The organism is Mucilaginibacter sp. UYP27 (genome assembly GCF_040547175.1).
GTDB lineage: Bacteria > Bacteroidota > Bacteroidia > Sphingobacteriales > Sphingobacteriaceae > Mucilaginibacter.
This window is the reverse complement of sequence record NZ_JBEPPE010000002.1, coordinates 579450-603881: the sequence shown is the minus strand read 5'-3', so window position 1 is coordinate 603881 and position 24432 is coordinate 579450. Positions and strand designations below refer to the sequence as shown.

At 44.2% G+C, this 24432-nt stretch carries 19 protein-coding genes; all 19 read right to left on the bottom strand.

The window, feature by feature from the left end:
• Positions 1-5: 5 nt before the first annotated feature.
• The gene (kduI, locus tag ABIB39_RS10635) at positions 6-836 is read right to left on the bottom strand and encodes a 5-dehydro-4-deoxy-D-glucuronate isomerase (RefSeq protein ID WP_354429763.1); all 831 of its coding nucleotides are present in this window, start codon (positions 834-836) and stop codon (positions 6-8) included.
• Between the two features lie 66 nt (positions 837-902).
• The gene (locus ABIB39_RS10630; RefSeq protein WP_354429762.1) at positions 903-2354 is read right to left on the bottom strand and encodes a phytoene desaturase family protein; all 1452 of its coding nucleotides are present in this window, start codon (positions 2352-2354) and stop codon (positions 903-905) included.
• 8 nt (positions 2355-2362) lie between these two features.
• A complete protein-coding gene (locus ABIB39_RS10625) occupies positions 2363-3154 on the bottom strand; it encodes an NIPSNAP family protein (RefSeq protein ID WP_354429760.1) in 792 nt (263 codons plus the stop codon).
• Between the two features lie 68 nt (positions 3155-3222).
• Positions 3223-7368, bottom strand: a complete 4146-nt coding sequence (locus ABIB39_RS10620; protein ID WP_354429758.1) for a hybrid sensor histidine kinase/response regulator — start codon at positions 7366-7368, stop codon at positions 3223-3225.
• 168 nt (positions 7369-7536) lie between these two features.
• Positions 7537-8301 carry a 3-keto-disaccharide hydrolase gene (locus ABIB39_RS10615; RefSeq protein WP_354429757.1) on the bottom strand — a complete coding sequence of 255 codons (765 nt, stop codon included), beginning with the start codon at positions 8299-8301 and terminating at the stop codon, positions 7537-7539.
• A 25-nt stretch (positions 8302-8326) separates the two neighbouring features.
• Entirely contained in the window at positions 8327-9202 is an 876-nt protein-coding gene (locus tag ABIB39_RS10610) for a sugar phosphate isomerase/epimerase family protein (protein WP_354429755.1), read from the bottom strand.
• A gap of 54 nt (positions 9203-9256) precedes the next feature.
• Complete coding sequence (locus ABIB39_RS10605) at positions 9257-10141, bottom strand: hydroxypyruvate isomerase family protein (protein WP_354429753.1); 885 nt, start codon at positions 10139-10141, stop codon at positions 9257-9259.
• Between the two features lie 2 nt (positions 10142-10143).
• Complete coding sequence (locus ABIB39_RS10600; protein ID WP_354429751.1) at positions 10144-11394, bottom strand: nucleoside permease; 1251 nt, start codon at positions 11392-11394, stop codon at positions 10144-10146.
• A 39-nt stretch (positions 11395-11433) separates the two neighbouring features.
• Positions 11434-11880, bottom strand: a complete 447-nt coding sequence (locus ABIB39_RS10595) for a c-type cytochrome (protein WP_354429749.1) — start codon at positions 11878-11880, stop codon at positions 11434-11436.
• Between the two features lie 37 nt (positions 11881-11917).
• Positions 11918-12970: a sugar phosphate isomerase/epimerase family protein gene (locus ABIB39_RS10590; protein ID WP_354429747.1), complete on the bottom strand. Its 1053-nt coding sequence runs from the start codon at positions 12968-12970 to the stop codon at positions 11918-11920.
• A 3-nt stretch (positions 12971-12973) separates the two neighbouring features.
• Positions 12974-14143 (bottom strand): Gfo/Idh/MocA family protein, encoded by a 1170-nt coding sequence (locus tag ABIB39_RS10585; RefSeq protein WP_354429746.1) that lies wholly within the window; start codon positions 14141-14143, stop codon positions 12974-12976.
• A gap of 124 nt (positions 14144-14267) precedes the next feature.
• A complete protein-coding gene (locus ABIB39_RS10580) occupies positions 14268-14840 on the bottom strand; it encodes a gluconate 2-dehydrogenase subunit 3 family protein (RefSeq protein WP_354429745.1) in 573 nt (190 codons plus the stop codon).
• A gap of 30 nt (positions 14841-14870) precedes the next feature.
• Complete coding sequence (locus ABIB39_RS10575) at positions 14871-16310, bottom strand: Gfo/Idh/MocA family protein (RefSeq protein ID WP_354429743.1); 1440 nt, start codon at positions 16308-16310, stop codon at positions 14871-14873.
• 22 nt (positions 16311-16332) lie between these two features.
• Positions 16333-18012, bottom strand: coding sequence for a GMC oxidoreductase (locus ABIB39_RS10570; protein ID WP_354429742.1), 1680 nt, complete (start codon positions 18010-18012; stop codon positions 16333-16335).
• Between the two features lie 148 nt (positions 18013-18160).
• Positions 18161-19876, bottom strand: a complete 1716-nt coding sequence (locus ABIB39_RS10565; RefSeq protein WP_354429740.1) for a GMC oxidoreductase — start codon at positions 19874-19876, stop codon at positions 18161-18163.
• Positions 19876-20403 carry a gluconate 2-dehydrogenase subunit 3 family protein gene (locus ABIB39_RS10560; RefSeq protein WP_354429738.1) on the bottom strand — a complete coding sequence of 176 codons (528 nt, stop codon included), beginning with the start codon at positions 20401-20403 and terminating at the stop codon, positions 19876-19878. Before ABIB39_RS10560 ends, ABIB39_RS10565 begins: the two co-directional genes overlap by 1 nt.
• A 97-nt stretch (positions 20404-20500) precedes the next feature.
• Positions 20501-21415: a sugar phosphate isomerase/epimerase family protein gene (locus ABIB39_RS10555; protein ID WP_354429736.1), complete on the bottom strand. Its 915-nt coding sequence runs from the start codon at positions 21413-21415 to the stop codon at positions 20501-20503.
• A 23-nt stretch (positions 21416-21438) separates the two neighbouring features.
• A complete protein-coding gene (locus tag ABIB39_RS10550; RefSeq protein ID WP_354429734.1) occupies positions 21439-22974 on the bottom strand; it encodes a TolB family protein in 1536 nt (511 codons plus the stop codon).
• A gap of 154 nt (positions 22975-23128) precedes the next feature.
• Positions 23129-24217, bottom strand: a complete 1089-nt coding sequence (locus tag ABIB39_RS10545) for a fatty acid desaturase (protein ID WP_354429732.1) — start codon at positions 24215-24217, stop codon at positions 23129-23131.
• Positions 24218-24432: the final 215 nt, after the last annotated feature.

The following is a 24432-nucleotide window of genomic DNA, read 5'->3' as shown; positions in this document are numbered from 1 at the left end:
TGTCGTTATTTAAGATCTGTTATCGCTATGGCTTCCATATCAGTATAGTCCAGATTCTCGCCCGCCATGCCCCAGATAAAACTATAACTTGCCGTACCACTACCCGAGTGGATGCTCCATGGCGGCGAAACAATGGCGTCGTAATTATTCATCACCACATGGCGTGTCTCTTCTCCTTCGCCCATATAATGAAAAATCCGTTGCCCTTCCGGCAGGTCAAAATAGAAATAGGCTTCCATCCGCCTGTCGTGCACGTGGGCAGGCATAGTGTTCCAAACACTGCCTTCGTGCAAAATGGTAAGGCCCATCACCAGCTGGCAACTTTGAATACTCTCCAAATGGATATATTTATTAATAGTACGCAGGTTTGATGTTGCCGCACTGCCCAAAGTAACTTTAACGGCATCCGCATGCGATAATAGTGCTGTAGGGTAGGATGCATGCGCCGGTGCTGATAGGATATAAAACACCGCAGGGTTAGCCGGATTATTACTTGAAAAGCTTACATCTTTAACACCCCTGCCAAGATAAAGGCAATCAAGTTTGTTAACTTTGTAGGTTTTACCATCAGCAGTAATTTCGCCATCGCCGGCAACGTTGATGATGCCCATTTCGCGGCGTTGTAGAAAGTAGTCGGCACGTAGGTTCGGGTAATTTGGCACGGTGATGCTTTCGCTTAACGGATTAGCCACGCCAATGATCATCCTGTCGTAATGTGTGTAAACCAGGTTAATTTGGTTAGGCTTTACCAACTTATCCATTAAAAACCGGTCTCTTATCTGTTGGGTTTGATAGGTTTTAAAATCCTGAGGATGTACGCCGTGTAATACTTTCAATGCAGGTATATTTATACAACAAAGTAAGCAAATAATATTTGAGTGCGAAGGCTTTAGGCTTTCCGATTAATTTAGCTTATCTTCCGAAATATTAAAAACGTCGTTCAATGCTTTTTTGGCGGCATAATAACCACACATGCCATGCACACCACCACCCGGCGGGGTTGATGATGAGCAGATATACATCCCCTTATGTGATGTTTTGTAAGGCGAATATCGCAATGCCGGGCGGGTAAATAACTGACCAAGATCTATCACCCCACCGTTAATATCGCCGCCTATGTAATTGGGATTATACTCCTCTATTTGCACGGTGTCCAACGTGTGTTTGGCGAGTATCACATCTTTAAAACCTGGCGCATAACGCTCAATTTGATTTTCGATTATTTCCGTCATGTTTTTGGTGGAGCCGTTAGGCACATGGCAATATGCCCAGGCGGTATGCTTGCCTTTTGGCGCGCGGGTATTGTCGTAAAGGCTTTGTTGCGCAAGTAGTACAAATGGTTTATCGGGGTGCTTACCGTTCCAGGTTTGCTGCTCGGCATCGCGGATCTCGTTTAAAGTATTGCCCAAGTGCACTGTTCCGGCTTTGCGGCAAGCTTCGGCCTCAAACGGGATCTGCTCGCTAAGCGCCCAGTCTATCTTGTAAACACCCATACCATAACGGTAACGTTCAAGCTGCCATTTGTAAATAGATGAGAATTTATGCCCGGCTATCTCTAACAATTGCTTTGGAGTGATGTCAAACAATAACGCATGCGCGGATGGCAATTGATCTAAAGATCTGATGTAAGTATCTGTTTGGATGGTACCACCTATCAACTTGAAGTAAGATGCCAGCGCATTGGCTATACTGTTAGAGCCGCCTATAGGAATAGGCCAGCCCCCTAAGTGCCCTGTTGCCATCAATACCATCGCAATTGCGGAAGTTGCCAGGTTAGTGATGGGTTGCATGGAATGCGCTGCCATTCCGGCTATTAAGGCCTTAGCCTGTTTGGTTTTAAACTGGTTAGCTAACATAGTGGCCGGTTTCAGTGCATCAAGCCCAAAACTTGCTAATGCGAATGGGTGCTTTGGGAAATGTAAAGGGCCTAATACGTCGGCATCTATCAAGGGCCAATTTTTGGTGACCGATCCCATAAGCTTGCGATAGGCCTTTTCATCGTCGCCCAAATGCTGTGCTGTACTATCGATACTCCGGCAGAGTACGGCCGGTTTGGCGTGCAATAATGGGTGAGCCGCGTCAATTTCAGGGTAAACATAGTTCAACCCATTATTGGCCAGTGGTAATGTTTTAAAAAATGGCGAAGCTGCTGCCAGCGGATGTATGGCTGAGCAGATATCGTGCTTGAAGCCGGGTAGTGTTAATTCAGCGGTACGCAGGCCGCCGCCTATTTCGCTTTTACCTTCGAGCAGTAAAACTTTAAGGCCTTTTTGCTGCATGAGGATTGCAGCAGCCAACCCATTGGGACCCGAGCCTATTACAATTGCGTCAAAATCCCGTTTTTCAAGCGCCATGGTTAAATTTAAAAATCCGAGTAATCTGTTGGGTACAAAAATGTGATTTCTGCCTTGGATACGTTATTTTGGAACTCTTTACGCGACGAAAGGCCCTTCCATTGTGCATCCTTACCAAAAGCGTCCCAATGTTTATCCCTGTCCGCTTTATCATTAAAAGTGGTGAGGTACATCAGGTTTGGCATTTTACTGCCTGCAATAACATTGCCATAAAACACAGGATTAAACCCTAATCGGTCGAACAGGTCGGTTTCGCCGCTGTTGAACATACGTACCTTATTAAAGTTTAAAGCTTCGGTAGGGCTTTCGTAACTGCGCAATTCATAAACACGCTTGGCGCGATCTCCGGATAACGTTATCGCTAAAGGGCGCGGCCGGGTTGTAAACGCGGTTAAGATAATCGTTTCTATGCGGCTGTATGGTGCTTTGTTATATGCGGCGTTAGTATAATCCTGATTGTTAGCTGCAAAACCGTTTGGCTCTTCTGCAGATGCATTGTGCTTTTCAAGCGATCCCCAATTCTTAAAAGGTATAAAAACATAAATTTTCCTGTCAGCAGTATCAGTTTCTACCGGCTTAAGTACGCCAACATCTGTAAATCCTTTTTTGTGCAGCATGGGCAGGTAGGCACTTTTAAGGTAGCTATCCAATACATTTTCTTGCGCCGGGGTTTTAAAATGGTAAACTTTAATCTCGTAGTAATTACCTTTGGGGGCAGATTGAGCTTTTAATATCGTAGATGATCCTATCAAAAGTAATATTAGTCCCGCACATCGGGAAACGTTTATATAAAACAGCATAAGGGTAAATTTAAGAATGGCTAATTTATTTAAAAATAACGCAGTTACACCTTTAGGCTGATACTTTGTTATTTAGGGTTGTAGTCAGCGAGAACATCCATTAGCTCCTGCAGTTTCAGCGGTTTGCTAAGATAACCGTTCATGCCGGCATTTAGGCAATCTTGCTTGTCTTCTATTAAAGCATTAGCCGTCATGGCTATAATGGTTGGTTGATGCTGTAGATTCTGGCGGATAAAGCGGGTAGCTTCTAACCCGTCCATTTCCGGCATTTGCACATCCATCAGCACCATATCGTACTTTTTACTTTCCAAGGCGTTGATAGCATCGTGGCCATTCTCTACCAGATCGGGTTTATATCCCATCTTGATCAAAATATATCTGGCCAGCTTTTGGTTTACGGCGTTGTCTTCGGCAATTAAGATATTTAGCGGGTGTTGTTTGGCGAAATCTTCGGAGAATGGCGTTTTTACAACCTGTTCGGCAACAACCACCTCGCTGTTTATCTTTAGCTGCTCTATAATATGTTTGTAAAGCGCCTGGTACTTGGTAGGTTTTGTTAGCGCTACGTTAAACAAGTGCTTGTTTTTACGGCTCTGCTCATTGCCCATAGAAGTTAACAGGATTATTGGCACCTGGTTTTCTTCGCGGATCTTACCCGCAAGTTCCACGCCGTCTAACCCCGGCATATTCATGTCTGATATGACCAGATCAATAACTTTATTCTTATCCAATTCCTCCAAAGCCTCCATTCCGGATGCAGCCATTACAGGAATAAAGCCCCATTGCTTTAATAGTTCTTCCAATATATCGCGGTTCGTCTTATTATCATCAACAACTAAAATCTTTTTGTTTTGGATCTCGGCTACATTCAAGTGCACATAATTGCGTTGCGCTTTGATGCCAGCCTTAGCCAGTATATTGAATGAAAAGGTTGTTCCCTGCCCCACTTTACTTTTCACATCAATATCGCCGCCCATCAGGTTCACCAGTTTTTCGCTGATAGCAAGGCCCAGGCCGGTGCCACCGTATTTACGCGTAGTACTTGAGTCTACCTGAGAAAATGCCTTGAACAGCCTGTTGATCTTATCAGGCGGAATACCAATGCCCGTATCACGGATCTCGAACAGTAAGTCGAACTTACCATCCGGATCTCCTTTTAATTTTACGCAAATAAATACTTCCCCTTTGGCAGTAAATTTAAGGGCATTACCCACTATGTTGATAAGCACCTGCCTTAACCGAAAAGCATCGGCCATGATTTGTGACGGCACATTGTGCTCTACCTGGTAAACCAAATCGAGATTAGAGCGGGCGGCTTTTTCGGCAAATACGTCAAGCACGGCTTCGATGCAATCGCGCAAATCAAAATCCTGCTCATCCAATTCCATATTGCCCGATTCTATCTTAGAGAAATCGAGGATGTCATTTATCACATTAAGCAACGCGTCGCCGCAGGTTTTAATGGTTTCCGTATACTCCTGCTGCTCGCTGTTTAACGGCGTATTTGACAACAGCGCAGCCATACCCATCACCCCATTCATCGGGGTACGAATTTCGTGGCTCATGGTAGCCAGGAAAATACTCTTTGCTTTATTAGCTTTTTCGGCTTCTTCGCGGGCCTTCTCGGCATCTTCGCGTAAAACACGCTCGTCATTGCTCATTTCGGCAAGGCGCTCGGTGCGGTCTGCCACTTGTTTTTCCAGTACCGCCTTTTGTAATTTTATAGCCCTTACCCGTAAAATAAATATGGTATAAATAAGCACCGCCAGCAACATTATCACCAGCGTTTTAAACCACCAGGTTAGCCAAAATGGTGGGATGGTAATGATTTCTAAACTGGTGGTAACCGGCGACCATGCGCCTGCAGTATTCTGATATTTCAGTTTAAAAGTATAGGTACCCGCAGGTAAATTAGTGTACGTTGCCGTGTTGCGCGAGCCCACGTAATTCCATTCTTTATCAAATCCTTCTAAGATGTAAGCATATCGTTTTTTATCAATTGCTGAATAATCTAACGCGGCAAACTCAAGCGACACAATTGATTGCGTATGATTGAGCGTAATGCTTTTTGTATCGGCAACATCCTGTTTAAGGGGCGATGGGTCTTCAGCACTTTTGGCCGGGGCAACTATTTTGTTAAATAACCTTAAGGCGGTAATAACCACCGGTGAAAAACCTTGCGGTTTTAAGATCTGACCGGGTGTAAAAGCGTTAAAACCGTTTATCCCGCCAAAGTAAAGCCTGTTATCCTGCCCCTTAAATGCGGAGTGCGATTTAAACTCATTATCCTGCAAGCCATCCTCAACATTATAATTCTTAAATGTTCGCTTAACCGGATCAAACATAGATAGGCCGGTATTTGTACTTACCCAAATTTTGCCACTGTCATCCTCGCGCGCTGCATAGATAATATCGCTTGGCAAGCCATCTTTTTTATTAAAAACGGTAAAGTGTTTGGTGACCGGATTAAACAAATTCAGTCCCGAGAAGGTACTGAGCCAGATATTCCCCTTGCTGTCCTCGAACATATCGGGGACATTATCATTACTGATGCTGTTCTTTTTGGCGCTGTATTGGTAGCGGATAAATTTATTCGCAGCCCTGTCCAACATGTTAAGCCCCCCGTCAAAAGTGCCCACCCAAAGGTTGCCATTCCTATCCTCGAGCAGGGAGTAAACCTTATCGCTGCTAAGGCTGCGCGGGTCATTACTATCGAACTTATAATTGGTGAATACTTTGGTCTTTTTATCGTAATGGCTCAGGCCGTTGTTATAAGTCCCTATCCAGGTGGTACGGTCTTTAGAATGTATGAGCGCGTAAATATTATTGCCCGGTAAGCTGTTGGGGTTGGCGGGGTTATTTTTAAGATTAGTAAAAATATTAGTTTTTGAGTTAAATATGCTTAATCCATCGCCCCATGTGCCTATCCACAAATCGCCATCGTGATCCTGGTTAACGGTGAGCACATAGTTACCTGCAATACTATTTTTACCCGTTTTGCTTTGAGTATAATGAGTGATATTCCCTTCATTACTGTTGAATTTGTTTAATCCCCCACCGTCGGTGCCCACCCACAGGTTTTTGTCTCTATCCTGGTACAACGCCAACACAAAATCGTTCGACAGGCTATTGCTTAACGAGCTGTGCCTATAATGAGAAAAACTAGCCGTATTGCGTTTAAAGATGTTAATACCGCCGCTGTATGCGCCCAGCCACATATTGCCCATCCTATCTTTACAAATACTGTAAAGGGTATTGCCATTTATGCTGCTTTTGTCAATATCATCGTGCTTATAATTATCGACAATACCTGTTTCAGGGTTTAAAATACATAGGCCACCATTGTCGCTGCCAATCCAAATATTACCGTTATCATCGGCACTTAAACAATAAATAGTGTTGCTGGCAAGCCCGTTTTTTTTAGGATCGTATTGATACCTGGTAAAAGTTTTTGTTTTTCTGTTAAGTACATTAAGTCCTGCGTTTTGTGTACCTATCCAAAGGCGGTGTTTTGCATCCTCAAAAATACAACTGATTTGGTTGCCGGAGATGCTTTTGGCATCCTGCAAATTATTCATAAAGCTTTTAAAGGTATTGGTGCGTTTATCAAAAACCTGCAACCCGTCCGAAAACGTACCTATCCAAATATCCTTAGCAGTATCCATGTAAACGTAGCTCACATCATTATCGGTAAGGCTGCCCGGCTTGTTATAATCGTGATTATAATGCTTTATTTTATTGGTGTGGGTGTCCAGGTAATCTACCCCTCCTTGGCCCGCTATCCAAATGTTGCCTTTTTCATCAACCGCAAGTTTGTGGAGGATGTTATTGGATATGGTATTGGTATTTTTATCATCGTGCTTATATTTGATGATGCGCCCTGTTTTACGTTCCAGCTTGTTTAGGCCAATGATAGTTGCCACCCAAATGTTACCTTCCTTATCCTCTACCACATCGGCTACCATGCTGCTGCTAAGCGAACCGGGGTCTTGCTCATCGTGCCTGTAAGTTGTAAATGTATAGCCATCGTAGCGGTTAAGGCCATCTCGTGTGCCTATCCACATAAACCCGCGGCTATCTTGTATAATCGCAGCTACGTTTATTTGCGATAAGCCCTCGCCCGTGCCAATATGCTCAAACTTCAGGTTTTGGTTTTGGCCAAAGCTGCTGATCGCGCAAAACATCAGGATAAAAAATATAAAATGCTTGTACATTAAATACCGGCTGTAATAAATAGTAAATTATTGGGTTATATTGGTTTATAATTGCTTATACGAGGTAGGTTGTAATAAGTTCAAAATTTTAAAAAAACAAATTGGCTGCAAAACAAGAATGCCCACCGTTTTCACGGTGGGCATTTATATATATTTTTGGAGGGCTACTTATAATTCCCTTACCCAGATATTACGGAAGCTAAGCGGTTCGCTTTTGTCGCCGTGCGCCTGTAACTTAATAGGCGAAGGGCCGTGTGCTTTTCTGTAACCAGGTGTGCCAATGTATTGGGTTGGGCCTAAAAGTTCGATATTATTTTCTACCAACACTCCGTTAAATAAAACGGTTACACGTGCAGGTGTCTTAACTTTATCGCCATCAAATGTTGGAGCGGTCCAGATCACATCGTAAGTGTTCCAAACGCCCGGTGGCTTGGTTGGGTTTGCCAATGGTATAAATTGCTTGTATATGCTACCAGCCATACCATTAACGTAAGTTTTGTTGTTGTACGAATCTAAAACCTGCAGTTCGTACCCATCGTCGCCTTTACCTATCGAGGCTAAGAAAACGCCGCTATTACCACGTGCCTGGCCTGTACCGGCAATGCTTGCAGGCACTTTCCACTCGATATGTAACTGGTAGTTGCCAAATGATTTCTTAGTTTCGATATTTCCCGATTGTTTGTTTACGGTTAATACATCACCTTTAACATCCCATTTGGCATCGCTGCCGCTGGCAACATCTTTCCATTCGTTAAGGCCGCTTTTGCCATCAAATAACACAACAGCGTCTGATGGGGCATCTGTTGTTAGCTTACCTGCGGTTACCACTTTAGGTACCGGCTCCCATTTTTCGGTATCTTCCGGCTTGTTTTGCGCGTTTGCCATATAGGCTGTGCCTGTTAGCAACGCGGTCAATATTACTTTATACTTCATAATATGTTATGGTTTGATGATTGGCTTATATGTACAGTTTATGTTTTAAATAAGCACTGCTTTTGGCGATACTTACATAAGGATCTATATTGGTAAAATTTTCCTGCTCTACCAGGTAGTGTTTAATACCTGCAAGTTTCGCTTTAGCCAATATGGTTTTGAAATCAATACTGCCAGATCCTATTTCAGTGTTCAGTTCAGGGTTGGTTTTATCCATATCCTTAACGTGTACCATGGCAAAACGGCCCGGGTGTTTCTTAAAGATGGATATCGGATCGTGACCGGCACGTACTACCCAGTAAATATCCATTTCCATTGCTACTAATGATGGGTCTGTTTTAGCAAGAATGGTATCGTAAAAAGTTGTGCCTTCTACCTTTTCCCACTCAAAATTATGGTTGTGGTAACCTAATTTTAAACCTTCTTTCTTGCAAACGGCAGCAGCTTTGTTCATCTTGTCTGCTATCGAGTTAAAATCGGCAGCTGTTTTAATAAAGTCGTGGTTTAAAGAAGGAATCACGATATAAGTTTGGCCGGTAGCGTGAGCAGCTTTTATGTAGCTGTTAAAAATATCCATTTTTCCGGTGCCAAAAAACTCGTCCATACCGTAGTGGCCGCTTGGGGTTTTCAACCCGTTGGCTTTTAATACGGCGCTAAATTCTCTTGCGCTTAATCCCCAAAAGCCGTTTTCAGATGAGTAACCAAAGGTTTCTACTTCTTTATATCCTGCTTTAGCAATTTTGGCAATTACCCCTTTAGGATCTTTTGGTAACTGATCGCGCAGGCTGTATAGTTGTATACCAACGCCGTTTAGGCTTTTTGCAGATAACAAAGATGGTGCAAGCACCATACCTGCCGACGCTAAGCCCGCCTGTGCTAAAAATGTTCTTCTACTTGTCATTATATTTTAAATTGGTTGATGTATCATTAATAGACCCGGTAAGAGCCTTATGGTTTAAACATCGCAAATATGTACCGCTTTGCGTAACGATGCCAGTTTATCTTTTTGCTTCGGTATAAACTCCTGCGCAACAAAACCTTTATGCCCAACCTCTAATACCGCGCGCATAATGGCTGGGTAAAAAAGTTCCTGGGTTTCATCAATTTCGTTACGGCCCGGCACGCCACCTGTATGATAATGCGCAATGTACTGGTGATGCTCGCGGATGTTACGGATAACGTCGCCTTCATCTATCTGCATATGGTAGATATCGTAAAGCAACTTAAAGTTTTCCGATCCTAACCGTTTGCAAAGTTCGGCTCCCCAAGCGGTATGGTCGCACTGGTAATCTTTATGATCAATTTTGCTGTTCAACAGTTCCATAACCAAAACAACGTTGTGCTGCTCGGCAAGTTTCACCATTGGTTTCAAACCCTCCACACAGTTCTTCCATCCTTCCTCGTCAGTTTTACCGCGACGGCTGCCACTAAAGCAGATCAGGTTTCTGTAACCCGCTGCCGCAACCTTGGGGATCATGGCTGTATATTGCTTGTGCAACTGCGCGTGGAATTGTGTATCGCCAAAACCGTCCGTAAGGTTAATTTCGGCACCGTTACACATAGACGAGAACAGGCCGTGCTTTTTAAGTGTAGGCCAATCCTCAGGGCCAACCAGGTCGATGCCTTTTATACCGATGTCTTTCGCGGCAGCGCAAAGCTGCTCTACAGATATATCGCCGTAGCACCAGCGGCAAACCGCGTGGTTAATATTCCCTTTTAATTTATCAGCCATGGCTTCTTTTTGTTCCGACTTAAAAGATGACAGCATACCTGATGCGCCTATTGCCGCAGATCCAGCGAGCAAACTCTTTATAGCCGACCTTCTGTTTGTATTAGCCATGGTTATACTTCTAAACGCCCTTTGGCTGAATCTACTGCCGCTATTGTTTTTTCATCTTTAAAGAAAGTGATGAATAACAGGAATACTACAGCTGCAATACCTGCAGGTATCAACCAGATCATTTTCCAATCGTGGCCGGCTGGTGAATTGTAGCTATCGGATATTAAACCCGCAATATAAAAACCGATAAGCATACCGATACCGTAAGTTGCCAGCGTTATCATACCCTGTGCAGCGCTTTTGTACTGCGGGCCTGCTTTTGAATCGGTATAGATTTGCCCTGATACGAAGAAGAAATCGTAACATACGCCGTGAAGCGCGATACCAATGATCAGCATAAAACTTAATTCGCCGGCGTTACCGTAAGCGAACAACACGTAACGTACAGCCCATGCCAGCATACCTACCAGGATAGTCCACTTGAAGCCGAATTTCTTAAAGAAAATAGGCAAACAAAGCAGGAATAAGACCTCAGAGATTTGGCCGATGGTCATTTTACCGGTTGGATTATCAACTTTAATATCCGTTAAGAACGCGCTTGCATTCTGGTAGTAAAAAGCAAGTGGGATACAGATCAATATAGATGCGATAAAAAATACCGCAAAGTTTTTATCCTTTAAAAGTTTTAGAGCGTCTAAACCAAGCAAGGTTGATATCGTTACTTTACCTGTAGCCGCCTTTGGCGGTGTTGCAGGCAATGTAAAGCTAAACAAGCCCAATATCAGCGAAGCAATACCCGTCATTAAAAATGTTTTTTGCAGTAAACCGGCGCTGATACCATCTGGTGAATCCCAATGGAACAGATAACTGATGGCTAATCCAGCAATGATCCAACCCATTGTACCGAAGATACGAATAGATGAAAATTCCTTTTCAGGATCGCCCATCTGGTTAAACGAAACTGAATTTACAAGTGCCAGTGTTGGCATATAAATAACCATGTAGCCTAACACATAGGGATAAAACACAGCGATATCTGCCGCTTTATACATCTGGTACATTAAAACCGCCCCAATAATATGTAACACACCCAAGATACGTTCGGCGTTAAAATACCTATCGGCAATTAATCCAATTATAAACGGTGCGATGATAGCCCCCCATGATTGAGTTGAAAAAACGGCCCCGGTTTGCGCACCGGTGGCATGTAGTGTACTCCCTAAAAAGGGGCCTAAAGTTACAAACCATGCACCCCAGATAAAAAACTCCAGGAACATCATGGTAGATAACTTAACGCGTGTTGTTACGGTCATAATTGGTATTGGTTTAATTAATTGGTTAAGTTGGTTTACTTATTTTACGGTTAAGATGTACTTAACCATTTCTTTTGCATCTGCTAAAGGCAAATCGGGGTGGCCTGTCATACCAACGGTTCCCCAGTTACCGCTACCACCTTTTATTACCTTTTCGGCAAGCATATCAACGTCACTATCTTTGTATTTTTTTGCGATATCAACCAGCGCGGGGCCAATAACTTTGCTTTGCGCATTGTGGCAAGTGTTACAGTCGCTATTTGCCATCAGGGCTTCGCCTTTATTATCCGGGGTACCTGCACCTTTTGTTGTACCAATGTTATTCACTGCTGTATCCTGTGCTGCATCTGAATTATGAGCAACCGCATTTTGATCTGCAGATTGTGCGCTGTCTGCTTCGCTGCCACCTGTTGGAGTTGATTTGTCAGCGCCACCACATGCTGCCATTGCAAGGCTTATAGCTAATATTACGAATATCTTTTTCATGAGCGTTATTATTTTAGAGCGTTTGTATATGTGTTATTTATAATCCAATTAGCGATCTGTTAAAAGCGTCGTCGCTGCCTGACGCTGCAAAGTCATCAAAGGCACGATCTGTTACCCTGATGATATGGTCTTTGATGAACTGGGCGCCTTCGCGTGCACCATCTTCCGAGTTCTTTAATGCACATTCCCATTCCAGCACTGCCCAGCCTTTGTAATCATACTGGGCTAATTTGCTAAAGATGCCTTTAAAATCCACCTGCCCATCGCCTAACGAGCGGAAACGACCCGCGCGGTCTATCCAATCCGAATAACCACCGTAAACACCTTGCCTGCCCGTAGGGTTAAACTCGGCATCTTTTACGTGGAACATTTTTATGCGTTCGTGGTAAATATCAATGTATTCCAGGTAATCCATAGCCTGTAATACAAAGTGCGACGGATCATATAACAAGTTAGCGCGCTTATGGTTGTTAACTTTACTTAAAAATCTTTCGTAGCTAACGCCGTCGTGCAGGTCTTCGCCCGGGTGGATCTCGTAGCAAAGGTCAATGCCGTTCTCGTCAAATACGTTCAGGATAGGCTCCCAGCGTTTGGCAAGCTCATCAAATGCTGCATCAACCAAACCGGCAGGGCGCTGCGGCCATGGGTAAACCATACCCCAGATAAGCGCACCGCTAAAAGTAACATGTGCGTCTAAACCCAGATTTTTTGATGCTTTGGCGGCTGCATATAACTGCGATACCGCCCATTTCTGCCTTTCGGCAGGGTTGCCTTTAACCTGTGCCGGTGCAAAAGCGTCGAAGAGGCTGTCGTAAGCAGGGTTAACTGCTACCAGTTGTCCTTGCAGGTGTGTGGATAGCTCAGTAATTTCTAAACCGGCCTCGTTCACAATACCTTTTATTTCGTCGGCGTAGGTTTTGCTATCGGCTGCTTTTTGCAGGTCGATAAAACGCAGATCATTAGTTGGAAGCTGTACGCCTTTGTAACCCAAGCCCGCTGCCCATTGGCAAATCGACTTCAAATCGTTAAATGGCGCTTCGTCACCAATAAACTGGGCTAAAAATATGGCCGGTCCTTTTATGGTAGTCATTTGTTAGATAGTATATTTTGTCCATTTTTCGTTGCTTGCGTTTGAGGCAACAACGTTATTTATAAAAGCCATACCGCGGATGCCATCATCGATAGAAGGGAAATCAAGCCATTCTGGCTGCGGTTCGCGGCCTTCAATTTTGGCACTAAGCGCCAGTGCGAAGTTACGATATAAGTTACCGAAAGCTTCCAGGTAACCTTCCGGGTGTCCGCCCGGTGTGCGGCAGTTTGATGTAGCGTATGTAGATAACCTATCGGCATAATTGCTGCCTGCCCTTAAGGTCTCGGCAGGTCTGTCTATCCATTTTACGGTTAGTGTGTTAGGCTCCATTTGTGCCCACTCTAAACTTCCCTCCTCCCCGTAAACACGGATCTTAAGGGCGTTCTCCTCGCCTGCTGCAACCTGCGATGCAATTAGTGTACCTGTCGCGTTTTCTTCAAAACGTAAAAGCACGGCACCGTCATCATCCAGCATACGGCCGTCAACCACAATATTTAATGAAGCGTTAAGCTCCGTTATCTTTAAACCAGAAATATATTCGGCAAGGTGCGCGGCGTGTGTGCCAATATCGCCCATGCAGCCGCTTTTACCCGATTTTTTGGGGTCTGTACGCCAAGCAGCGCCAGCGTTTCCCTCACGTTCAGATAAGCGGCTTAACCAACCCTGGATATATTCAACATAGATCTTTCTTACTTTACCAAGCTTGCCGCTTTTTACAAGTTGCTTTGCTTCTTTTACCATTGGGTAACCCGCATAGGTGTGGGTAAGCAACAGCATCAGCCCGGTTTCTTCAACCTTAGCTTTTAGCTGTTGGGCTTCTTCTAAAGTAAAGGTTACGGGTTTTTCTACCACCACGTTAAAGCCATTCTCTAAAGCCTGCATTGCCGGGGCAAAGTGGGCAAAGTTTGGTGTAACAATGGTTACAAAGTCCATACGTTCATCAGCCGGCTTTTGCGCTTCTGCTTTAAACATATCATCGTAAGTATTATAAATTCTGTCGGGCGCTAAAAAAAGCATGTTACCGCTTTCTTGTGCTACATCGGCATGCATGCTTAGGGCACCGCATACCAATTCAATTTGGCCGTCCATGTTGGCTGCAATACGGTGGATAGCGCCAATAAAGGCATCCTTGCCGCCGCCAATCATGCCCATGCGCAATTTTCTGTTACTCATATTATGTAAATAAACTTTTAAAAGCCTGCCTTGCCATATGCGGCAGAGCGGTTTTAAAAGTATAAAATTTAGAATGAAAATAAAAGCCCTTCCGCAGGAGCGAAAAGGCTTATTTTATAACTTGCTATGAAAGCGCCCAGGCTCTGTCGCCTTTTTTGTAAGGGTAATCGCCTACATATTTACCCGGGACCGCCACGTAACGTAACGCTTTGGTAGCACCAACTTCTGATGTAAAGAAACCCAGCAGGGTTAATTGTTTTATCATAGTGAAGTAGTGGTTAGCGTCCTCAGGTTTTTTAGTTTTTGAGTATTCTTTTGCTTCTTTATCAAGGGCAGTTAATACCTCGGCGCGTTGCTTCGCATCAACTTCCATAAAAGTCTTTTTGAACTTCTTGTCGGTTGCTTCATCCAACTGAGATAAACCTTTTTTGAAGATCTTCTGATCAGCCTCTGTGTAGCAATCCCTTACCATTACAGCCATAAAACCACCAACGTTTGCTGCTTTAGCACCTGGGGTTTTGGTTTCAGGTAAAATAGTTTCACCAACCTCATTTAAAAATGCGGTGGTTTCTTTTGCAAAAAGGTCATCGGTATTAACCTTGCTGCCAGATTTACAGCCTGATATAAAGAACTCGGCACCTATAACCGTTCCTCCAAGTATCAAACCTACTCTGCCTATTGCGTCTCTTCTATTCATTTTTTTAATTATTGAATTTTGATTTAATGATTATGCTTTTAGCTCAAAACCCGCCGGGTATTGGCGTTTAACAAACTGGTTAACATCATCAAAGTTGGTAACCTTCATGGCGTTGTTATCCCAGGTATATTTGAATGCACCACCTTTAAGGTCGTGACCGCGTACAGCTAAGTTAGCCATCAGTAATGCTTCGGTAAGCGGGCCGGCAACTTCAAACGGAGAACTTACTTCCATTTTACCATAACCTGCCAAACAAGCCTCTACCCATTGCGCATAGTGGCCGTTAGCGCCACCCGGTACACGTTTGTATTTTTGCGGCGCATTTGCACTTGCCGTACGCTCTTTCGGCAACAAAGTGGCCGCATCAGAGTAAGTACTGGCATACATTTTACCTTTAGAACCAATGAATAACGTACCGTTACCTTCTTCGCCACCCCATTTTTCGTTAGGCCCAAGCTCTTCAGGTCTTTCGGGTTGGATACCACCGTCCATCCAGTGCAGGGTTACATCGCCTTTTGTTTTAGCGGTTTTAGGGAATGTTAATGTGATGTGGCTTGACGGAGGGCAGCTTTCAGGGAAACTTCCTTTTCTGAACGAATCAACATAAACGCCACCTACACTTGCCTGTACATCTTTAACGTACTGAAGGCCCAACACACGGAAAGGTGCTTCAACAAGGTGGCAACCCATATCACCAAGGGCGCCGGTTCCATAATCCCACCACCCACGCCAGTTGAAAGGAACAAGTTTTTCAACGTAATCCTTTTTAGGCGCTGTACCTAACCAAAGGTTCCAGTCAAGTTCTTTAGGGATATTGGTGCTTGGATCGGGCCATTTGATGCCTTGCGGCCATACCGGGCGGTTTGTCCAGCAGTAAATAGTATCTACATCGCCAATAAGGCCTGCGTCATACCATTCGGCCATTAAACGGGTACCATCATTTGATGCGCCCTGGTTACCCATTTGTGTAACTACTTTAAATTTTTTGGCAGCATCCGTTAATAAACGAGCTTCCCAAATATCATGCGTCAAGGGCTTTTGCACGTAAACGTGTTTGCCCTGCGCCATAGCATTGTAAGCTATAATAGCATGATTATGATCGGGAGTTGATACGGATACGGCATCAAAATGCTTGTGCTCTTTATCATACATCTCGCGCCAGTCTTTATAGTACTTCGCTTTAGGAAACGAGGCCCTTGATTTGGCTGCGCTACGGTCGTCAACGTCACACAGGAAAGCAATGTTAGCCTTACCGCTTTTTGCAAAGTTCGCGATATCACTTTCGCCTTTACCGCCGGCACCTATACCTGCAACATTTAGCATATCGCTTGGTGCTGTATAACCGGTACCGCCTAATACAAAGCGTGGTACTATCATAAAGCCCGCGGCTGCTAATGCACCCGTTTTAAGGAAATCCCTCCTCGAGGGGGTCGAACTTTCGTTCGTTGTGGTTTCTTTCTTTTCAGTCATTGTTAGTCGAATTTCAATACTGTTAAATATTACCTTTTTTAAGTTCCTGTACCGCGAAGTTAGCTGCACGTGCTGTAAGCGCCATGTAGGTAAGCGATGGGTTTTGGCAAGCTGATGATGCCATTGCCGCGCCATCTGTTACAAATACATTTTTGGCCTCCCAAACCTGGTTGTTGCCGTTAAGTACAGATGATTTTGGATCGCGGCCCATGCGTGCTGTGCCCATTTCGTGGATTCCACGGCCTAATACCGGGTCTGATGTATATGTTTGTACATCCTTAACACCAGCGTTTTCCAGCATTTCTTTTGCATCGTTCATCATATCGATACGCATCTTACGCTCGTTATCTTTACACTCTACATCAAATGCCAGTATCGGCAATCCCCATTTATCTTTCTTGGTTTTGTCGAGTGTTATTTTATTCTCATGGTAAGGAAGTGTTTCGCCGAAACCGCCCATACCAAAGCTCCATGATCCGGGTTCTGTTAAAGCGTCTTTGAAATCACCACCGATGTTTAGTTCGGCAATATCACGGCTCCAACCGCTGCGGCTACCGCCACCCTGGTAACCAAACCCACGAATGTAATCGCGTTTTTCGCCATTTAAATTACGGTAACGCGGTATGTATATACCATTAGCCCTGCGGCCAAAGGTGTACTTGTCTTCAAAACCTTCTACACGGCCACCCGCACCAACACCTAAGTGGTGGTCCATCACATTATGACCAAGCTGGCCGCTACTGCTGCCTAAGCCGCCTTCCCATACATCGGTAGCTGAATTCATTAACACCCAGGCGCTGTTTAGTGCCGATGCATTAACGAAAACTATCTTAGCGAAGAATTCATACGTTTTGTTTGTTTCGGCATCAAGTACTTCTACTCCTTTGGCTTTTTTGGTGTTTTTATCGTAAATGATCTTAGTTACGATAGACCATGGGCGAAGGGTTAAGTTACCTGTTGCCACAGCCGCAGGCAATGTTGCCGATTGCGTGCTGAAATATGCGCCAAACGGACAGCCTAACCAACACTTGTTACGGTACTGGCAATTTGTACGGTTGTTATGCGGCACAGTGATGTTGGCTGTACGGCCAATTACAAAGTGACGTGTATCTTTATAAAATTCTTTATAACGTTTCTGAACATCTTTTTCTACGATATTCATTTCCATTGGCGGCATAAAATCGCCATCCGGTAGGATAGGTACGCCATCCTTATTTCCTGAGATACCTGCAAAGCGCTCTGCATAACCATACCAGTCGTGCAGATCCTTATAACGGATAGGCCAGTCGGTACCGATGCCGTCTTTCGCATTAGCTTCAAAATCGGTATCGTGCCAGCGGTATGATTGACGGCCCCACATCAATGAACGGCCACCTACGTGGTACCCACGGAACCAATCGAAACGCTTAATTTCTGTATACGGACTTTCTTTTTCATTGGTCCAGTAATCCAGATTGACTTCATTTAAGGGATAATCGCGCTTTAAAACGGGATAATCCTCGATCATTTTCTGTGTACGGCCGCCCCTGTGTTCAAATTCCCACGGGCCTTTGTTAGCGTTCACATAATCTTTAATGTGCTCGATATTTTTACCGCGCTCCAACATAAGGGTTTTTAAGCCCTTCTCGGTCAGTTCTTTAGCGGCCCAGCCACCAGAAATTCCTGAACCAATGACGATAGCGTCATAAGTGTTTGTAGACATAAAAGTATAGCGTTTAATAAAATGTTATAGTAATTGGTTGTTCCGTCTAATGTATGAATAATAATTATTTTCCAAACTTTTTTCATTGTGTTTTTTATACACAATGTAGCGCCTCACCCCAACCCTCTCCTTTGGAGAGGGAGTTAGGTTACACGTTTCCCTTCTTCAGTTCGCCTATATAATGGTCTACCGCGCGGGCGGTAAAGGCCATATAGGTAAGCGATGGGTTTTGGCAGCTGGTAGATGTCATACTTGCGCCATCTGTAACGTAAACGTTTTTACAGGCGTGCAGGCGGTGCCATTTATCCAACATAGATGTTTTGGGGTCTTTACCCATCCGCACGCCGCCCATTTCATGGATGTCCAGCCCTGGTGCCCTATGGTCTGTTGATGCCTGGATATTTTTGAATCCTGCAGAGGTAAACATCTCTGTCATCTGCTCAATATAATCCTTCTTCATCTTCTCGTCGTTATCATCATAATCAACAGAGATCCTTAACTGAGGGATGCCAAACGGATCTTTAAGCGATTTGTCTAAGGCAACGAAATTGGTTTCTTTAGGGATGGTTTCGCCCATCATGTGCGATCCTACATGCCAGCCGCTCAGGCCTTTTTTAACGAGGTTGTTCTTCAGGTCCTGCCCTATGCCGTTGCTGCTGTTTTGCTCATAGCGGTAAGCGCTAAAACCACAGGCATAGCCGCGTAAAAAGTCGGTTTCCTGTTTGTAAACATTCCTGAAACGCGGAATGTAACCGCCACCGGCCGGGTTACGGCCATCTGTTGTCCATTCCTTAGCCCCATCGTATTCGGCATTTATATGTGCCGAGTAATTATGGAACGCAACGTATTTGCCCAATGTACCGCTATCGTTACCCAAACCATTAGGGAAACGGCTTGATGTAGAATTAAGCAACACGAGGTTACTGTTTAAAGCCGCAGCGTTTACAAAAATAACGTTGGCATAATATTCTATAGCTTCTTTGGTGTTGGCATCGATAACGCGAACGCCTGTCGCTTTGCCTTTTTTCTCATCGTAAATGATGGATTCCACAACCGAATGCGGCCTCAACGTGCAATGGCCCGAGCGTAATGCCCAGGGTATGGTAGATGAGTTGGCGCTAAAATAGCCGCCAAACGGGCAGCCGCGCTGGCAAAGCGTGCGCTCCTGGCATTGCCCCCTGCCCTGGTCTAAATGGATCTGGTTGGGTTTTGATAAGTGTGCACAACGTGCGCTTATCACGTGCCTGTTCTGATATGTTTTTTTAACGTGGTTGCTAAAATAGGTTTCTACCGCGTTAAGCGGGAAGGCAGGTAAAAATTCGCCATCGGGCAGTTCTGCCAAACCATCGCGGTTACCAGAAATACCGGCAAACTTTTCTACATAGCTGTACCACGGTGCAATATCGTTGTACCGGATAGGCCAGTCAACCGCGAAACCATCACGCGCGGGGCCTTCAAAATCAAACTCGCTCCAACGCTGGGTTTGACGTGCCCATAATAATGATTTACCACCTGTTTGATAGCCGCGGATCCAATCGAAGGGTTTTTCCTGCACGTAAGGGTGCTCTGCATCTTTTACAAAAAAGTGCGCCGCATCTTCGCCAAAGGCATAGCAACGGTTTACAATGGGGTTTGCTTTCTGCACATCATCGGGCATTACGCCGTGGTGCGGAAATTCCCATGGATACAGGTTGGTTGTAGGGTAATCTTTTAAATGTTTTACATCTCGGCCACGCTCCAATACAAGCGTTTTAAGGCCTTTATCGGTAAATTCCTTTGCAGCCCAGCCACCACTCATACCTGATCCTATAACTATGGCATCAAACGTACGGTCTTTAACACTATCTATATTTAAATTTGCCATTATACTGCTACAAGCTTTTTAACAGGGAAGTATGCATTATATCTCCCCGGGACTAATTCATAAACTATTTGCTTCGTCATAAAATATTTAGACGTGGTGTAGCCAAACACAGTTTGTTCTTTCACCATTTTGTAAAACGCTATCCGCTTTGTGGTGTCTTTATAATTAGCGTCTTTGGCGTTTTTATCAACTGTATTTACAAAAGTTGTACGCTCTGCAACAGTGCTATCGTTAAACGATTTACCCAACTGCTTTTTAGCGGCATCGGCAAAATCGCCCAGGCCTTTTATAAAATCTGCCTGGTGCTCTTTATCGTAACAATCATCTATCATTTTAAAAACAAACAGGTTGATGCCCAGTTCGGCAGCGCCGGGGGTATCTGTTTTTGGCAGGATGGTTTCGGTAAGGTTATTAACCAGTGTTTCCTGGTCGGCATCTACCTTAAGCTTTTTTAGCTGTACTACAGGTTTACCCTTATCCGTTAGGCACGACGGCAAAATTGCCGCGCTGCCTAAAATTAGGGCCATGTTCCTGATGGCGATTCGCCGGTTCATATTTAAATTCAATGGTGAGTAATTAAATGTTATAAATACGTTTACAGGGGTGTAAGGTAGTTTTTACTCCTTAATATCCCCACTTTTTCATGGTTTGTAAGTCAATTTTTACACAATCTATCGGATCAAGGCCCTGGTAAGATTCCTGTTCGATGATGAGGTAAACGGTTCCGCCTATTTTTTTGGCAGTTTTCAACACATCCTTAACAGGTAAAACGCCTTTGCCAAGGATAGTACTTTCGTAACCGGTTCCTTCATTTTTATCCGCGCTTTTCACCTCGTCCTTAACGTGCATCGAGATAAATCTTCCCGGATATTTCTCGATGATACCTGCTGCATTGTTCTCGCGGCCGTACATGTTTCCAATATCCAGCTGTTGTGATACCTTTTCAGGATCCGTATTTTGCATGATATAATCGAACAGACGGATATCGCCTACCATGGTAGTAAATTCAAAATCGTGGTTGTGGTAGCCAAACTTCATGTTGAATTTCTGGCAAAGCTCGCCGCTTTTGTTGAACTGGTCCATTGTGCGCTTCAGCAGGTCGGTATCGTGCCTAACTTTATCGTCCATCCACGGGCTGATCACGAATTTTTGGCCCATAGCGGCTGCGTCTTCAACAGTATATTTCCAAACGTCGGTAAAGTCATTTGTGGCGGCATCCCAGTGTGCCGGCGTCATCACAGTGTGGCCACTTGGCATTTGCATGCCCAGGTCGTCCAGACGTTTTTTAAATTCTTTTGCTGTCCACCCGTAAAACTTGCGGTTTATATAGTTGGCGTGTTCTACGTGCTGGTAACCCATATCGGCCAGTTTCTTCAACGTGGTGGTAGGGTCTTTCATCATGGCATCGCGTACCGAATATAGCTGTAAACCTACCCTTTGTATCGGGCCGGGGGCGGCAAATATATTTTTAGGCATTATTGCCGCCGCTGTGGCTGCAATGGCCCCTGTTTTTAAAAAACTTCTGCGTGATGGATTCATTATATTTTGAGATTTAGTTGAACTTAGTTTTTACTAATTGGAAACGTTGGAAACAGCAAACTGGTATTACTTATAAAGGCAATATGCTTACTATCAGGCGACCACGACGGCGTATTGATAGTGCCCTGCCCACCATATAGATACGCAACCACCTTTGGCTCGCCCCCGCCTATTGGCATTACACGGATGTAAACATGCTTGTAAAAAGGGTGATCGCCGGGCTCAACTTCGCCTTTAAGGAAAGTTATAAATACGATCCATTTACCGTCTGGCGATACGTGCGGGAACCAGTTGTTATTACCGTCATTAGTTATCTGCGTTTGGTTGCTGCCGTCAGCATCCATGCGCCAAACCTGCATTAAACCAGAGCGTACCGAGTTGAAATAGATATGCTTGCCGTCGGGTGTGTACTCGGGGCCGTCATCAAGGCCTTTGGTTGTAGTGAACCTTTCTTCGGCGCCGCCTGAAACCGGGATGCGATAAACATCATACTCGCCATCGCGCTCGCCGCAAAATACAAGGTATTTACCATCCGGCGACCAGCCGTGCATGTAAGACGCGCCTTTCTCAAACATAACCTTGCGCGCTTCGCCACCTGTTACAGGCACAACATATCCTGTTGACGGGCCACCATCGCCACTGCTAATAGTAAGCCATTTACCGTCGAACGATAGAACATGGTCGTTATTATTGTTTTTTGCCTTACCTGTATTTATAGCTTTTGGCGTATTAGTAGCCAGGTTGAAATTGTAAAGCGTGCCCTCGCTGTTATAAATAAGCGATTTGTTATCGGTTGTCCAATTTGGTGCCTGTAACGATTTTGGCGACTGATAAATGATACGGCTGTTATGGCTTTCCATATCAAGCAGTTCGATACTGCTACCGATATAAGATTTATAAGTAACTAAATTTGCCGGGGCCGGTACCACAATACGAATGTTACTAAAAACGGCTTTTTCGGTTACGTTAGCATTATGCGAGCACACAAATATGCCTACGTAAACATCATCACCCAAATCGAGATCTATCTTTTGTTCGGGTCCAAATACGTCGCCATTACGGGCTACAGACATGGTGTAGGTATTGCCTTTTCTTTCTAACTGTAGCACGCCTGCACCGGTTATGTTTGCCTTTTGTTCGCGAGTGCTATCGCCTGTTGCCCTTCTATATTGTAAGGATGTTAAACCATCGCCATGCACAACTGCGTTTATATGTGCCGAATTGCCTGCTAACGACTTGCGTACCATTAAGCCGAACTTACGATGAGCCTCGGTGCCCTTACCTATGAAGGAGGCATTGGTGCGCAAAATAAAATCGCCTTTCATTTTTTTCCACACAAAATGAAACTCATCTTTATCAAACCAAATGTTTGTGCCCGATGCAGTAACAGTGTACTGCTGTGATAGGGCTTCATAAATAACAGCACCTTTGTGTTTAACACTTCCTACATCAGCACTCCCATCAAAAATACCAACAGGCTTGCTTTGCGCATAAGCGCCCGCAGCAAGTACAGCAGTTGCCAGCAAGCCGGCAAACACACAAATAGCTTTTTTAAACATCAGAATTTTAGGTTATGAATAATTGGTTGCCTAAGTTATATATTCATTTTTAAAAATCACAGCGCAAAAAACGCTTTTAAACAAAAAAGGGACACTTTCGTACCCCTTTTAATTGTGAACCCATGTTAGCGGGCTAAAATATTATCGTCAATTATTAATTGACCTCGGTAGCGAAGATCTGCTTGCCCGTTGTTGGGCACACAACCGGCTCGGAAACGACCTTAGAAGGCCCGGCTTTTATGTAATCTTTATAAAATTGCTTTTTTGAATCGTGGTAGTGGCTTACTGCACCTATCATGTGCATAAACTTAATGTAATACCAAGCGCTATCAACCTGGTGTGGCTTAAACCCCGACCTTGCACTTTTTGGGTACAAGTGGTGGTTATTGTGCCATTCGCCGGCAACAATACCCGGCCAAAGCTGGTTAACCGACATATCTTTAAAATTATGATCTACACCTCCGCGGCGTTTATCTTCGCCCTTGCCGTGTCCTTCGTAGTTAAAGGTACGTACACCCACAGCCCAAAAACCGGCCGCGCCAAATATCGCGCAAGCTAAGCCAATGCCGCCAAGCAGGTAAAATACAGTGAACCAAAATGCCCAATTGGCAATAACGCCAAGTACCATATGGAAAGGGTTAGCTATTGAACCCCATTTTTTATACTGCGCGTAGGTATTACAGGTAACACCTGTATGTTTCATTAAAGTGATACAACGGTTAAAGCCTTTTTCATCAAGGTTACGATTAACAGGCTGGTGGTTGGCATCTGCTAAAAAGCAGTACAGAAAACCGCCCTGCGCGTTATATGGGTCGCCCGGGGTATCAGATAACGCGTGGTGCACGTGGTGCGATATCGCATAGATCTCTTCAGGAATAATTTTAAGGGTAAGGTTTTGGGTTACAAAACGCCAAAAGTTATTGCGAAACTTGAACGCGCCGTGCGTACAATACCTGTGGTACCAGATGGTACCGTGGGTACCCATAACCATCATGCTATAAACAAAGGCTATTACAAGGCCCTGGATAGAAAAGTATTTAAAAAGGAACAAAAACAAGAACGGGGCTAAAAACAACACCATTCCCCAACTCATAAAAGAGAGCCAGTTTTTTTTGTCTTTAAATATATTTAGGCGTGAAAAAAATTCTGAAAATATCTGCTTTGGGGTGGGCTTAGAAAGCTCGCCGTCTGCGTTTTTCCATCCGTAAGATGGTTCCTGTAGCACATCATGTATAAATGCCATTCGTATCTCTGGGTTTATTAATTAATTAGGTTAATCAAAGGTGATTTACGGACTAAAGATAGCCATTGGTTTTTAAAACCCGATGAAAAAATTAAAGAATAATTAAATTATCAGTTAAATGTCTCTCTCATTGCAACAATTATATGACGACAGTAAACTCCTTGCAACAATCATATGACGATTATTATAAAGCTTAAACTTTCGCAATACATTCA